The organism is Polyangium sp. y55x31 (assembly GCF_029946505.1).
GTDB lineage: Bacteria > Myxococcota_A > Polyangia > Polyangiales > Polyangiaceae > Polyangium.
The window spans coordinates 1-13538 of sequence record NZ_JARZHG010000063.1; the positions used below are offsets into that span (position 1 = coordinate 1).

The window sequence follows — 13538 nt, forward strand, 5'->3', positions numbered from 1 at the left end:
CGAAGGCGCCGCCACCCAAAGCGGCGCCTGCTTCTCCCGTCTTCGACCCATCGACATGACGCGGACAAACCTACCATCCCCTCCCGTCCCTGTCGATCGTCCTTCGGGATAGGTCCACGGGCTGCTAGGCATGAGGAGGGAGCTTCCGCGCGGTCGTCGCTCTCGTGATGCTCGCGATCCAACCACACGATGGAGAGCGCTCATGCCCGAGGAATATCTCCGAACGATACGTCCCGACGAACCTCCGAGCGCACCGAGCTCGCGGGTGCAAATGAAGCGCGCGGTGGGGGAGGGGCGCTCCTCGTCTCGTCCGCCGCCTCCGCGGTTTCGCACGCCCTTTCAGCAGGCCATCGACGTGCTGCGCGAACTGTTTCCCTGCGAGCTCGCGGAGGTGATGCGATTCGTCGACAAGATACGCGCGGCTCGCGGCGCGGCTGCGGATCCGGATCTCGTCTCGCGTGTCCTTGGCGAGCTCCTGCGGTTGCTCCCGAGCTACCGCGACACGCCCGGCGTGCCTGTGTCTCTCGTGCGCGTGGCGTGTCCCGAGGTGCCGAGGACGCTACTGGATCGAGCGCTGCTCACGGCGGAGGAACGTGGGCTGCTCCGGCTGGTAGCAGCCGACTTCCCGGCGGCGTTCGTCGAGCCATCGGCTGGCGTCCCGACCGCGCGAGGGTTGCTCTACTTCATTGCGCCTGCGAGGTGAGTGCGATGCGGCAGCTCATGCCGAACACGCTGAAGCCGTACGCGAATGGCTGGGACGTCTTCGTTGAAGAACAGCGAATCGGCCATGTGCGCGAGCATGGTGGCCCCGCGTTGCTTGTGGTGTCGTGCTTCCGGCGGAGAATTGGGCACGTCAGGCGAGGCGTCGTCAACTTGGGGGACCTACCCGATCCGGATCTTTTGTGTCGGTATGCCGATGGCGAGCGCTGACGACGCGCTGTGGCGACGCCTGTATGAGGAAAACGCTGGGGCGGGCGGGCCATCGAAGCTGCGCGAGCCATGTCGACGGAGCCCGAGGCGCACGCAGAGCTGGTGGACGCGGTGCGCGTGGCGCTGGGGAGGCTCGACGCGAGCGACCGAGAGCTCCTTGTCTGGGCCTTGGTGGAGGGGGAGACGCTGCGGGAGATCGGGAGGCGGATCGGGTTGCGGAAGAGTGGGGCAGAGGTGCGGGTGGCGGGGCTTGCCTTTGGTCGGCACATGAAGGACCATTGACGTCCACGTGCCCCGTCCCTCCATCGGCCGAATCGTCACACGGGATTACCTCTCGTTTCTTCTCCTGCACATTGCCGGCGTCCCCTGGGGCTTGCTCGTCATCGGGTTATTGCACCGGGTGATGACGGGCCGGAATGTCGAGGTCCCTTGGGACCTACTGGCCGCTGCCGTTTTCGTGACGGCCATTGTGGCGCGTGGTCTTCATCGGCGGTGCCGGCGGATCTCCGCGCTTTTCGAGCAAGGCCTCACCGTGGAGGGGCGCGTCGTGGACTCGACCTACCGCACGGGACGCCGTCTGACGAGCCGATACTCCGTGAACGTATCGTTCGCGCTGAACGGGACCGAGCACGTCGCGTGGATCATGGTGCCCTGGTATGTCGGGCAGCCGCAGACGGGGAGCCTGGTGACGGTCCTCGTGGATGCCCAGAATCCGCAGGAGGTCATCGTGGCTGAGGTGTTCGGCGGGTGAGCGGGGCGTGTGCGGGCGCCGCGTAGGGGCATGCGTAGTGGGCTTGAAAGGGGGGCTGGCGATGGCGCCGGATGCTTCTCAGCTATTGTTGCGTGGTGAGGAGCGCCGCCCCGACCCGTCGATAGTCGATCAGGTCGCCTTGGCAGACACCGGAAGACGGAAAGGGGCACCCAACCGATTGAAGGCGTTCATGGCGGCGATGGTGATCGTCAGATCGACCAGGTCCTTCGGCTCGAACGCGGCGGACGCCGCCGCGTAGGCCTCGTCAGATGCGTGTGTTTCGCTGACACGGGTCACCTCCTCTGCCCAGGCCAGTGCCGCGCGTTGTTGATCAGAAAAGAGGTGCGGCACCTCATCCCAAACAGGCACCAGCGCAACCTTGTCGACCGACATCGTCTGGCGAAGATCGCGACCGTGCATGTCGATGCAATGGGCGCAGCCGTTGATCTGCGAGACCCTGAGAAACACGAGATGGATGAGCTCCTCCGGCAGGTTCGTGTTTTTCATGATGTAGTGGTGGACGCCGAGCAACGCCTTTGCGCCTTCGGGAGCGACTTGGTACCAGTTCATGCGGCTCATTGAGTTGATCCTTTCCGGTTGACGTGTGTCGTTCTGTGCCGTCGTTCTGGGTTTCTGAATGGTCGTGGTGAGTCTCAGCGGGGCGAGCGGCGTCCTTCCTTCAAGGCCGTCACGCGTGAGGTTTCCCGAGCCGTGGCGCGATCGCGGAACCAGTCCGCGACTTGGCTCTCGAAGTCTTCCGGTCGCCCGCCACGAGCAAGATCGGCCAAGCTGGTCTTTTCAAGCTCGGAACGCATGCGTTTTTCGGCCCGCAGCATGACCGCATGAATGCGGCAGACGCCGTCGATCGACCAAGGCGGCGGCGTTCCTCCGAACAACACGCACCCGCGCCGCACCTCCTTGCAATCGAAGAGCTTGCGATCGCCTTCAATGGCGTCCACGACCGCGAGCACGGAGATGTCTTCGGGCGACTTGGCCAGCTCGTATCCACCATTGATGCCGTCGCTCGAATTGACGATCCCGGCTTTCTCCAGCTTCGGCAGGATTTTCGCCAGCATCGCCGCTGGCACACCTTGCATCTCCGCAAGGTCACGACTGCTCGCACGCTTGGGATGCTCGGCGACCAGCCAAAGAAGCGTATGGAGCCCGTATTCCACGGATACTCCGAACAGGCTGACACCCTTGCGCTGTCCTGCTTGCTGGCCGTCATTCGGGCTTTGACCGTTGTCATCTTCGGCCTGCTCATTGGGATCAATCATAACGCCACCCGTGCTTGTCCGCGTTAAGCTTAACGCAACCTATACCAGTCCGCGTTAAGGAGTCAACCCAAACCAGATGGAGAAGGAGCGATCAGGCACCGTTCGGCCGCCCCCTGCCGCGTCGCGGCATTCTTCGATCTGTGATTCGAAACACGCTTTGGGCCACGCGTCATCGCGCGCTGCCAGCCTCGCGTCCCCGCGCCCGATGTTCTTTTGGCCCTAAAGCCCCCTGCCCCTCGCCGGCCCTGAGCAAAGAGGCTCCGAACGAGACTCGGCAGCAGCTCACCTTGCTCCGCGAGAGCGCCCGCATGCAGTCTGCGCCTGGGCGCCGGTTCCTGGGAGGTTCGAAGGGTTTGGGGGTCGGCGTGAGGGTGGCGGCGGCCCGGAGGGGCTTCTGCATATCGGTGAGGCCTCGCCCGGAAGTGCCGACCGCAACCGGACTCTGGGCGCCAAGGCGACAACATGGACAGGGATGCCGGCGCGGAGCCAACTGGTGATCGCGTAGTGTCTAGAGCAATACGCCCCGGGTTCACTTTCGCTCGACTTTACCGACACTTGGCTCGTCGGGGTCGTTCCTCCCCGATAGTTTTCCGACAGATTCCCGCCGCCCGCGGATCCCTCGCCGGCCGGGACGAGCAGGCAGGCAGGCAGGGGTGGGAAGACCTCGCCGGCGTTGCCCCGGAGCGCTTCACCTTCGCGGATGTAGACCAAGGTCGAGTTGAAGTTCTGATGTCCCGCGCGCTGCATGATGACATGCGTAGAATCCCCACGCATGGCCATCCACGTAATCCCCGTCGCACGTAGGTCGTGGAACGTCATTCGCTTGTGGAGGTCATCCGCGATGTACAGGTCCGGCCGGTCGAGTCCTGCCGTCTGCATGGCGAGGCGGAAGCGCCGGGCCATGTGGCCGCCATAGACTGGAATCACCCGGCCGCTTTCGTCACGTTCGGCGTACAGCGCGTGAAGCAAGGGCAGTAGATTCGGCTCGATGCGAAAGGCGCGCGGGCGCTTGGTTTTCGTCCCCTTCTCCTGCTTTCGAGCGTTATCGAAGCTGCGGCGGACATAGATGACGCCCTCCTGTAGGTTAACGTCGGTCCACCGCAGACGAAGGATCTCCGATATGCGGGAGTAGAGGTATATGGCAAGCGTCGCCAGTCGGCGCATTTCGAGCGGCACCTTTTCGCACGATGCGAGCTGCAAGAACTCGACCGGGAAAAGGTACACCTTCGATCGATGAGTACCCAAGTCGGGCCCCACGACGCCCTGCGCTGGATTGTCCTTGCGGACGCGTAACGCGAGGTTTTTCGCCGATGATGCGTCTCTGAATAGCTTGTGCACCGCAAGCCATAGCTTTTTCGCGCTGCGCCACGAATACTCGCCTTGGACGATCTTCTTGTCGAGGACCTGAACCAGTCTTTCCAAATCCTCGCGCGTGATCGTCGCGATTGGCTTCTCTCCGATGGTCGGCACGACGTGCAGCGTAAAGGCGGAGCGGTCGCTCTTGATACTGGTATACCCTCGCTCCTCGCGGTCCCTTATCCACCGCTCGAAATACGCGGCGAAGGTCTCTCCCTTTGGAATGGGGGCGCCCTTGCTCCGCTCGCGCGCTTGCTGCTCGATCCGCTCGCGCGCCTTGTCCGGATTGTCCGTGTAGAACTTCGCGGTTTCGCGGGCGCGAGCTTCGGATATGCCCGGGGGGAGGTGGATCCTCACGTAGCGGCCGTCCAGAAGGACGCGCGCCACGTAATGGTCACCTTCAAGCAATATGTTACCAGTGCGACGGCGGCCCATATTACAGGACCTCCGCGCTTGAAAAATGGCTGGATCTTGCCCAGATGGACGGTATGGTGCCCATAGGTCAAACCTCGATTACCGCGGGGTTTGTCTTAGGGTCCCGTTCGGTGTTACCAGCACCGGACGGGGCCCGCTTTTTGTACTGCCCTACCAGCCGACCACACCCCCCGGCGGGCGTCAAGGGCCGGCCTCGGCCGCTCGGTTGGCTCGCGGCGGCGCGCAGCGGGCCCGGGAAGCGATCGGCGAGGGGAAAGCGGCCCGGCGTCGCACGTCGCACGCTGCGCCCGTCCTCGCGCCCGTGGGGGGACGTGGCAGAGCTGCGCGGGCCGGCCTCGGCGCGGGGGGACCTCGGCGAGCTCGCGGGGGCTCTCGAGGTCCGCCTCGTGCTCGCGTTCGGCCTCGGCCTCGGCGCGCCCGTGCGATCGGCTCGCGGCGGCGCGTAGGCGCCTCGTGCTCGCGCCCGCGTCGCGGTAGCGCCCGAACCCTGCTTCGCCCCCCTCGCCGATCTTCTCGCGCCCGCTGCGCACCCGCGTCGGGGTGCTCTCGAGCTCGGTTCGCTCGGGCGATCGGCTCGCGCGTGGTGGGGGGCGCGCTCGCGCCCTTCGTCCGGGCGCGCCTCGGCGCGCGCATGTCCGCCCGGCGCAGCGGCGCAGCGCCGCGGCGCGATGCTCTCGAGGTCCGCCTCGTGCTCGTCCTCGGCGGGCGCACGCTCGCCCGTGCGGCGCGATCTCGCGGCGGCGCGATGCTCCGCGCAGCGTGGCCCGTTCGGAAGCGCGGCGAGCTCGCGGCCGTGCTCGGCCTCGATGTCTCGCCCGGCGAGGGGCGGATCGGTCCGTTCGGGCGGCGCGCATCGAGGCGCCGCTCGTGTGTGGTTCGTCATGACATACCAGCGGCGGCGCACGCGTGCGCCTCGCCGCTCCGTTTCGAGTCCTTCAATCCCAGCGCGCCCGCCCCCCACGGGCGCGCACGATGGCCGAGGACGCGCGAACACGAGGCCGATCGATGTCTCGACGGTCCGGACCTCGCGCGAGGCGCCTCGGCGGAATCAACGGCGGCGCGGGCGCGGGCTCCGTTCCGTGGTCGGGCCCTGCTTCGCCTCGCGTCCCATGGCGAGCTCGTGCGCCTCGGCCGGTGACAAGGCGTTCACGTCAACGGGCGCCGCGGTGCGCGCCGTGGGAGGCGGGCGCGGCGCTCGCGGGCGCGCGCCCTCTTGCGCCTCGATGAACGCGTGAGCCTCGTCCCGGAGCACGAGGATCGTCTTCCCGTCGGGCGCCTTGAAGCTCCGGAGCTTCCCTTGCCCCGTGAGCCGCTCGAAGGACCGTTCGCCCCAGGGGAAGGTTTTTCGGTCGTAGTAGCGCGGCCCCTCGTCGCCTTTGGTGTGCTTTTCGGCCTCATTCCGGACGAGGCGGAAGAAGTAGGAAAGCAGGATCAACGCGGCTTCGCGCAGGTCGGGCGGGATCTCATGGAGACTCATGCGCTGCTCCCTCCCTTGTGCGCGTGCGCCTGTAGCTGCTGGCGGACCAGGACGAGCGTCCCGACGCGCACGGGAAGGCCCCCCGTCACGCGTGCCAAGGTTTGCCGGCTGATGTTGAGGCTTTCGAGGGCCGCCCGTTCGCCGATGGTAGAGACAAGAGCGCCGACGGCTTGGCGCACGTCATCCGGCGGGGTGACACCTTGGGCCCGAGGAATCTTGGAGCGTTGTGCTTGCTGCATGGTCGCAAGCCGCTCCTACCCGAGCTTCCTGGACGCACGAATGCACAAAGCGCCGGTGTGCATTCGCCACGGATGTCCAAAGTGACTTTGGGCAATCGCGGCTCGCACGGAATGCCCAAAGCTGGTTTGGGCATTCTGCCCCACGGTCTAGGCGTCGGGGTCGGGGTCGGCTTGATGCTCCGCATGCATTCGCTCGACGCTCGCCTTTCGCTCCCTCTCGCGCTTGCCGTGTGTTTCGGATATATTGGCAATCAGCTTTTGCCGCTCCTTTGGGGTCGTGACCTTGTATCCAAGAGCTCCACAATCCGCGATCATGTGTCCGGCGACGTTTTCAATCGTCGTGTTGGCCGTAAGCAGGGCAATCACACGATCTGTGTCTACACGTCGGAAACGCTCGTCGATGCTCTCCAGGTCTTCTTTGAGGCTCGCCGCAATGATGCGCACGGTGTCGACCGTCGTGGAATCAAGCGGTTTTCCGCGCCTCGGGTCTTTCTTCTTGCCGCCTTTCGTGTCGTGGTCCCGCCATCCGGGGGCCAAGTGTCCAAACCCCCGGATCCGGCTCAATTCCTGCCGCGCTTCGCCGATGGCTTCTACAACGGCGTAAACGAATAGGTCTTTCTGCGGCGGATCGCCACTCCATCCCAATGACTTCGCGGCGACTTCCAGCCTAAGCCATGCGGCGTGACTGTTCTCCCTGATCGCAACTAGCAGGCATGATAGAATGGCCTGAGCCCATACAATCCGCTGTATCGTTCGGATGTGGCGCCGATGCCTGATTTGTGGATCTTTCGTCGTCTTCGGAGTCATCCGGAGCCGCTCAAGGGCCTCGATCTCGCCCGCCGTTGGCGTGTAGGAAAACCGAATCAAGTTGGGCCCAAAGAACGCGAGCACTTCGCGCAAGAGGGCTACGGCTTCCTCGACCCGAGCAGCATGCGCGTCCTTCTGCGTGACCGGCGCTTGCTCGCGCTCTGCGTTCGCTCTCGATTCGACGTGCGCCTCGGCCGGCGCAGCGGGCGGCGCGCTCGCGGCCTCGCGCCTCGCGTTCGGCCTCGTGCTCTTCTTCGCGGCGCTCTTCTTCGCGGCGGCGCTCTTCGTCGTGGCGCTCGCGGCCTTGCGCCGCGTGTCGCCCTTGCCCAGCGTCCTCGTGCTCGCCTTCCCCTTCGCCATGCGCGGGATCGTGTGGTCCGTCCTCGAGATCCCCAAGTTTTCGGCGAGGGGGCCGAGGTCCGGCCGGGCGTAGCTCCTCGCGGCCGAGGCCGGGCGCTTACGATCGGTGGACGCGCACGAGCTCGCGGCGCGGCCGAGGACGAGCGTGCTCCGCGCCCACCTCGATGCTCGCCGGGCCAAGGGGCCGCGGACCATGCGCGCAGCGGGCCGAGGACGAGCGCCGGCTCGACGTGCACGAGCTCGCGGCCGGCTCGCCGATCGCCTCGCGCCGAGGCCGAGGAGGATTGCAGGGGGCGTCTCGACGTGCGACGCCGGGCGGCGCGTCCTCGGTGCGCCCGCTTGCCCCCGGCGAAGGGGAGCAAGATTCCGACGCTCACCCGGCCGGACCTCCGCGCGAGCAATCGAGCGTCAACCCTCGCCTATCGAGCGGTATGCGTCGCGGGGATGGCCCGCGATTGCATTGCGTTGAGGCTCGATTGCACTCACGTACACGTGCACGAAATGCCTTGCACGAGGCGCGTCTGTCCTGGGTAGAGTGCCGAGCTATGGCAGACCTCGACAGATTGAACGATAGGCAGCGCGTTCTGCTCGTCGCAGGCGCGGCGGACCTTCACCCGATCACCGCAGGGCACGTGCTCGGCGGAAAACCCATTTCGAGGAAGACGCGGATCGCTCTCGAGCGGGCCCGCGCGAACCTGGACGCGATCCGGGAAGAGCTCGGCGCGGCGCTCGATCGGCTCGCGGCGAACGACACCGCAAGCACGGCCGGCGCAGCGTCCTCGGCCTCGATGCCGGGCGGCGCGGCGGCGCTCGCCTGAACGAACGCGAGGCGCGAGCGTCCTCGGCCTCGATGCCGGGCGGCGCTCGCGGCCTCGCAATCATAATGCCAGGGGGACGCGTAGAAAGGAGGGCGGCGCGGCGGGATAGGTGCGCGCTGCGATGGCTCGCGCGAGCGGCGATCGTGCGCGCTGGGATTGTGTACCAAGAAAAACGGCCGCCCCGGGGGGACACCCGGACGGCCGCGGATGGTCGAGACACAATGAAAGTAGCAGAATCGGATAACGAATGCAATGGGCGGCGCGAGGACGAGCATTCCCTCGATGCTCTCGACGGCCGCCCTGTCGACGCTGGGGAGCTTCCGCGCGAGGCCGAGGTGGGCGCGGCGATCGGGACGGCCGAGGCTCGCGGCGAACCATGCGAGGCCGAGGCCGAGCACGATGGCGGCCGTCCGCCTGGCGAGGAGGACAAGCGCGCTTCCTCCCCTCGCCCGTCGAAGGGCGCCGAGGCGCAAGGCAAGGCCCGCGGGCGCAAGCGATCCCAGCCGCGAGCGCCTGACTATCCCCCGGGGGATTGGCGGTCCGCCATCGTGTACACGTACACACGCGACAGCCGCAAAATTCGCCACGTCCCGGCGAATGCCATTACCATCCTTTCGCATGACGAATCGTGGAAAGGCGTCTTTGCGTGGGATGAATTCGTCGCTGCCATCGTGTGCATTCACTCGCCGCCGTGGCACCCCGACGACGACGACGGCGCGCCGCTATCGCAGTGGACGGAGACGGACGTCACGAAGCTACAGGCATGGCTTGTGCGTCGATACGAACTCGAATTGAGCCCAGCACAATGCTACGCGGCGGCCGAGCTCGTGGCGAAGAAGCGCCGGATCCACCCTATTCGCGAATGGCTGCGCGGCCTTCGATGGGACGGCGAAAAGCGCCTCGAGACGTGGTTGATCCAGCACCTCGGCGCGCCTGACACCGAATACGTGCGCCTCGTGTCGCGCTGGTTTCTCGTGTCGGCCGTGGCACGGGCGATGCGGCCCGGGGAGAAGGTCGACACGATGCTGATCCTCGAAGGACTCCAGGGGATCAAGAAAAGCACGACGCTGCGCACCCTGTTCGGCGCGGCGTGGTTCTCCGACGCGTCGATCGACTGGACGAGCAAGGACCGTTTCGAGGTCCTGCGCGGGCGCTGGTGCGTCGAAATGGCCGAGCTCGATGGGATCCACAAGGCCGAGGTTTCCAGGGTCAAGGCGTTTCTCGCGACGCAGGAGGACCACTACCGCCGACCATACGCGAAAGCGGCTGACACCGCGCCGCGGCAATGCGTGTTCGCGGGCACGGTCAACCCGAACGCGCTGGGCACGTACCTCCGCGACGACGAAAACCGGCGTTTCTGGCCCGTGCGCTGCACGCACGAGGCGGACCTCGGCGCGCTCGCGGCCGAACGCGAATTGTTGTTTGCGGAGGCGCTTGCGCGATACGAGGATCCGGATCCTGATTCTCGCCGCTGGTGGCCCGAGACAGCCGAGGAAAAGGCCGTTTGCGCGGCCGAGGCCGAGAAGCGCCGCCTCGGCGATGCGTGGCAGGGCTTGATTGACGTCTACCTGGAAAAGCCAACGCGCGGGGAGGTCACAGTCTCCGATGTTCTCGAGCACGCGGTCAAGCTGGACGCGTCCAGAATGGACCACGGGGCGAGCATCCGCGCGGCAACGTGTCTCATGCGCGCGGGATGGATCAAGGACGGCCGCGAGCGCCGCGACGGCCGCAGGGAGACCGTCTACAAGCGGCCTCCGCAGCCATCCAGGAGCGGCGAGGCCGGCGCAGAGCTACCGCGCGAGGACGAGGACGCGAACGACCCGGCGGAACCCGCGCCCGCCTCGCCGTCTCGACCCGTGGATACGCGCCCGCGAGGCCGGTACGGATGCCGCTGCACGATCACGCCTGAGTGCAGTTGCCACCCCTGCAAGAATGGCTGTTGTAGCAATTCGGCATGCATGCCGAACGGTCCTTTCGGCCCGGATCGTCCGAACGGCCATTGCGATGGGTTCTGCTACGGTTGACGCCGGAGCCAGCGCGCTCGTCGTGGGGGCAGCTTGGGAAGCCTACCGCGGCGAGCACGAGGCCGATCCCAGCGGCGGCGCGTGACGAACGCGAGGACGAGCGGCGTCTCGAGGATGCGCGCTGAGGCCGATCGGGGCGCGTACGCCGGCCGCCTGGCAGGACGAACGAGGCGCGGACGATGATCGGCGAGGCCGAGGAGCGGGGGGGGCGCTTGCGGGGTACGGGCGCGGCGCGTAGCTCCTCGCGCGGGATGCTCTCGAGGCCCGCGCCGAGGCGGGCGGCCTCCCCATCGAACGCGCGCGGAGGGAACAACGGCGCGCCGCCCGAACCCCGCGGACGGGCGGCGCGCATCGATTAAGTCACTTTAGCCAGTGACGCCCTGACGGTTTCGGGCGTATTGAGCCGCTGCGCTTTTTACACTTGGCAGGGTGGCGCTGGAATTCAAGGAACCTGTCACGAGCATTGCCTCGTCGGTCTCTGCGAAAGCCACTCCACGAGATGTGGCCGCAGAATTCACAATAATACGCGGGTCGGTTGTATGGGGCCATGAAGCTGCATCTTCCTCCGATCGAAAAACAACGGGGATCCGTCAAACAACCCCACAGAAGGATTCACGCTACCACGGCGCGAGCTGGGGCGTCAACTTGGGCAGAATGTGCATTAGAGAATTACGCCCGGCAGGCCGGGCGCGTACCTCCCGATCGGGCTGCACATGTGCTGCAAGGGCGCCCCCCGAGGTCCACGCCCGCGGCGCCTGTAGCTCCTCGGCGACGCTCGCGGGATGCGAGGACGGGCGGACAGACGGACGCACAGCGGCCTCGGCGCGTAGCTCACGTGCACGAGCTCGCGGCGCTCGTCCCCCTCGCGCCCGTCCTCGTGCTCGGTGGCCAGCGGTGGCGCGCGCAGCGGGGTCAAGGTCGCATCGAGGGGACCGCGGGCGGGCATCGGGGCGCCTCGGCGCGGCTCGCGCGTCCTGACCGGCGCAGCGGGTCGAGGACGGGCAAGGCATCGGATCGGCGTCCTGCCCCTCGCGGCCGCTCCGCTGCCTAGATTTCGCGATTGTGGGGGTTGAATATAGTCACATCGCCAGACCCCACCGCGATCGCGCTCACGCGAGGATCGTGCTTTTTCGATTCCTCTTTTGCGCGGTATTGCGCCTTGTCCGCGAGGTCGCCAACGGCGTCCTGATTGGGATCCATTGTGCATGCGCTTCCGCACGAGGCCGTGAGGATGAGAGCCTCGCCATTCAGATCGAGGACATCCTTTGCAAGCTGCCGCGTGAAATTGGCGAGAAGCTTGGCGGCGGCTGCGTCGTCCACGTTAGGCAGGATGACGATTACCTCATCGCCTCCCTCACCGCGGTATGCTTCGCCACGCTCGCCGAACGTCGCAACAACGGCCTCCAGGTATGCTTTGATCGCCGCATCCCCGCCCACATGCCGGTGCTTATCGTTGATCGCTTTGAGCCCGTTCATATCCAGGTACACGACGGACAGCGGCGTCTCGTTGCTGGCGGACATTAGTGCAATGGTAAGATCGGTCTCCAAGTGCCGTTTCGCCAAGCACAAGCCCGTGGGGTCTCGGTCGCGGCCGGTGCGTAGCTGCTGCTGGAGCTCGGAAAGGCGCACGCGGCCCTTATGGCTAATGCGAAACGTTAAATCGACCTTTGCCCCGTGCAGCAGATCCCCGATTTCTTGCCAGCGTTTCTTTTCACGCGCTTGTCGCAACTGATTGAATTCGCCTGCAAACGCCTCGCCGCCGCCCCATGCGAGCGAACCAATATCGTTTATGTAGCCATCATGCAGGAGCGACAGGACCATCTCTTGGTGTTCAATGTGCTCGAAACCCCCTGGATGCTTGATCTCTCCCTCGCGATCCAGCCGCGCGAGAAACTGCATTTCCCTGATACGTGCGTCCATCCGGCTCATGGCCTACCCCTATCACATCTGCCGGACGGAGTAGAAACGGGGACGCTTGCGAGGGCGTGAAAGCCTGTCCTCCCGCTGATGCCGCGCAGCTCCTCGGCTCGCGTTCGGAGGGGGCGCGGGGTGTGCTCTGCCGGCGCTCGAGGATCTGCTCGCGGGGTGCGCCCGTCCCCGTCGCGGCCGAGGTCCGTCTCGACGTTCAGCGAGCTCGTGGCAGCGCGGACCTCTCCCGATGCCGGGCGCGGGCGCGCAGCGGCGGCAAGGTGACGTCGAGACCGGGCGGGCGCGGTAGAGGCGCCTCGGCCTCGGCGGGTGCGTCGTGCGGGGCGGCTGGGGTGCGCCATGGCGTGAGGCTCGACGCCGGCCTCGTGCTCGTGCGCTTCAGCGGTCTTTTCGAATCTTGTCGACGTTGTCCGCAACTTCCGGGTCCAGGATACCGAATATGGCTCCGCACCCGCCGCAGGCGACCGCATGCAGTTTGTGCGTCTTTTCTCTTCCGCTGGCTCGAAGGGCTTGCGTAGCAGTGACGGGCTCGAGGATGAGCGTTGTATTATTGCAACGAGGGCAGTTAGGCTGGGGCATGACCACATTATCGCCCTAGCGCCAATCAGAGTGAAGTTTCTGTCCCGTCTAGCGTGTACCGGCTACGTTCAAGGCCACGCGCCGCCCGCGCCGCCGCTGCACCCGCGCCTCCCGCGAAGGCCCGGCCTCGTGCTCGTGCTCCTCGCGTGGGGTGTCCTCGGCGGGGGGGTGCGAAGGCCGGCGCTCGCCGCTCGGCTCACGGGCGCGCGCTACCGGGCCGAGGACGCATCGACGGGGGACGGGGGGACTCGCGCCCGTGGGGAGCTGCTACCGGGCGTCCTCGCGGCGCTGGGGGCCCGCTGGCGTTCGGCGAGGTCCGCGGGGAGCTGGGGGGAGACCATGCGCGCGCCGAGGCGCCGCTCGTGCTCCGCGCCGCCGCTCCGCGCACGTGGGGAGAGCGGCGAGGGGGTGCGGTTGGCAAGGTGCTCGCGGCGCTCGTGCTCGTCCCCCTCGATGCTCTCGAGGTCCGAAAACGCGGCGTTTCCCGTGGCTCCCCCTGGCCAGTCTTCGGAGATTGGCCGCAGATTGGCCAGAGATTGGACACTGCAAAAACCCT

14 protein-coding genes are annotated in these 13538 nt (G+C 66.5%); 7 read left to right on the forward strand and 7 right to left on the reverse strand.

The window, feature by feature from the left end; translation table 11 throughout:
• Positions 1 to 271: 271 nt before the first annotated feature.
• The 3 genes from QHF84_RS48260 (at position 272) to QHF84_RS48270 (ending at position 1681) form a co-directional block, all read left to right on the forward strand.
• A complete protein-coding gene (locus QHF84_RS48260) occupies positions 272 to 703 on the forward strand; it encodes a hypothetical protein (protein WP_281320429.1) in 432 nt (143 codons plus the stop codon).
• Positions 704 to 999: 296 nt separating this feature from the next.
• On the forward strand, positions 1000 to 1212 hold the full coding sequence (locus tag QHF84_RS48265; RefSeq protein WP_281320430.1) for a hypothetical protein: 213 nt from the start codon (positions 1000 to 1002) through the stop codon (positions 1210 to 1212).
• A 7-nt stretch (positions 1213 to 1219) separates the two neighbouring features.
• A complete protein-coding gene (locus QHF84_RS48270; protein ID WP_281320431.1) occupies positions 1220 to 1681 on the forward strand; it encodes a DUF3592 domain-containing protein in 462 nt (153 codons plus the stop codon).
• Positions 1682 to 1810: 129 nt separating this feature from the next.
• On the opposite strand, the gene QHF84_RS48275 is transcribed toward QHF84_RS48270, so the two are convergent.
• The 3 genes from QHF84_RS48275 to QHF84_RS48285 all read right to left on the reverse strand — a co-directional run bounded on the left by QHF84_RS48275 (position 1811) and on the right by QHF84_RS48285 (position 4701).
• The gene (locus QHF84_RS48275) at positions 1811 to 2260 is read right to left on the reverse strand and encodes a carboxymuconolactone decarboxylase family protein (RefSeq protein WP_281320432.1); all 450 of its coding nucleotides are present in this window, start codon (positions 2258 to 2260) and stop codon (positions 1811 to 1813) included.
• A gap of 74 nt (positions 2261 to 2334) precedes the next feature.
• Positions 2335 to 2958: an Rrf2 family transcriptional regulator gene (locus QHF84_RS48280; protein WP_281320433.1), complete on the reverse strand. Its 624-nt coding sequence runs from the start codon at positions 2956 to 2958 to the stop codon at positions 2335 to 2337.
• 282 nt (positions 2959 to 3240) lie between these two features.
• Positions 3241 to 4701 carry a site-specific integrase gene (locus tag QHF84_RS48285; RefSeq protein WP_281320434.1) on the reverse strand — a complete coding sequence of 487 codons (1461 nt, stop codon included), beginning with the start codon at positions 4699 to 4701 and terminating at the stop codon, positions 3241 to 3243.
• Between the two features lie 359 nt (positions 4702 to 5060).
• On the opposite strand from QHF84_RS48285, the gene QHF84_RS48290 reads away from it, so the two are divergent.
• On the forward strand, positions 5061 to 5195 hold the full coding sequence (locus QHF84_RS48290; protein ID WP_281320435.1) for a hypothetical protein: 135 nt from the start codon (positions 5061 to 5063) through the stop codon (positions 5193 to 5195).
• A 602-nt stretch (positions 5196 to 5797) separates the two neighbouring features.
• Here the strand turns inward: QHF84_RS48290 and QHF84_RS48295 are convergent.
• From QHF84_RS48295 to QHF84_RS48305, 3 genes are all read right to left on the reverse strand, one after another.
• Positions 5798 to 6226: a hypothetical protein gene (locus QHF84_RS48295; protein WP_281320436.1), complete on the reverse strand. Its 429-nt coding sequence runs from the start codon at positions 6224 to 6226 to the stop codon at positions 5798 to 5800.
• Positions 6223 to 6465, reverse strand: a complete 243-nt coding sequence (locus QHF84_RS48300) for a hypothetical protein (RefSeq protein ID WP_281320437.1) — start codon at positions 6463 to 6465, stop codon at positions 6223 to 6225. Before QHF84_RS48300 ends, QHF84_RS48295 begins: the two co-directional genes overlap by 4 nt.
• Positions 6466 to 6612: 147 nt before the next feature.
• Positions 6613 to 7365, reverse strand: a complete 753-nt coding sequence (locus QHF84_RS48305) for a hypothetical protein (protein ID WP_281320438.1) — start codon at positions 7363 to 7365, stop codon at positions 6613 to 6615.
• Between the two features lie 46 nt (positions 7366 to 7411).
• On the opposite strand from QHF84_RS48305, the gene QHF84_RS48310 reads away from it, so the two are divergent.
• The 3 genes from QHF84_RS48310 to QHF84_RS48320 all read left to right on the forward strand — a co-directional run bounded on the left by QHF84_RS48310 (position 7412) and on the right by QHF84_RS48320 (position 10474).
• Positions 7412 to 7705: a hypothetical protein gene (locus QHF84_RS48310; RefSeq protein ID WP_281320439.1), complete on the forward strand. Its 294-nt coding sequence runs from the start codon at positions 7412 to 7414 to the stop codon at positions 7703 to 7705.
• A gap of 472 nt (positions 7706 to 8177) precedes the next feature.
• On the forward strand, positions 8178 to 8450 hold the full coding sequence (locus tag QHF84_RS48315) for a hypothetical protein (protein WP_281320440.1): 273 nt from the start codon (positions 8178 to 8180) through the stop codon (positions 8448 to 8450).
• A 221-nt stretch (positions 8451 to 8671) separates the two neighbouring features.
• A complete protein-coding gene (locus QHF84_RS48320) occupies positions 8672 to 10474 on the forward strand; it encodes a virulence-associated E family protein (protein WP_281320441.1) in 1803 nt (600 codons plus the stop codon).
• Positions 10475 to 11521: 1047 nt separating this feature from the next.
• On the opposite strand, the gene QHF84_RS48325 is transcribed toward QHF84_RS48320, so the two are convergent.
• Positions 11522 to 12403, reverse strand: a complete 882-nt coding sequence (locus QHF84_RS48325) for a GGDEF domain-containing protein (protein WP_281320442.1) — start codon at positions 12401 to 12403, stop codon at positions 11522 to 11524.
• Between the last annotated feature and the right edge of the window lie 1135 nt (positions 12404 to 13538).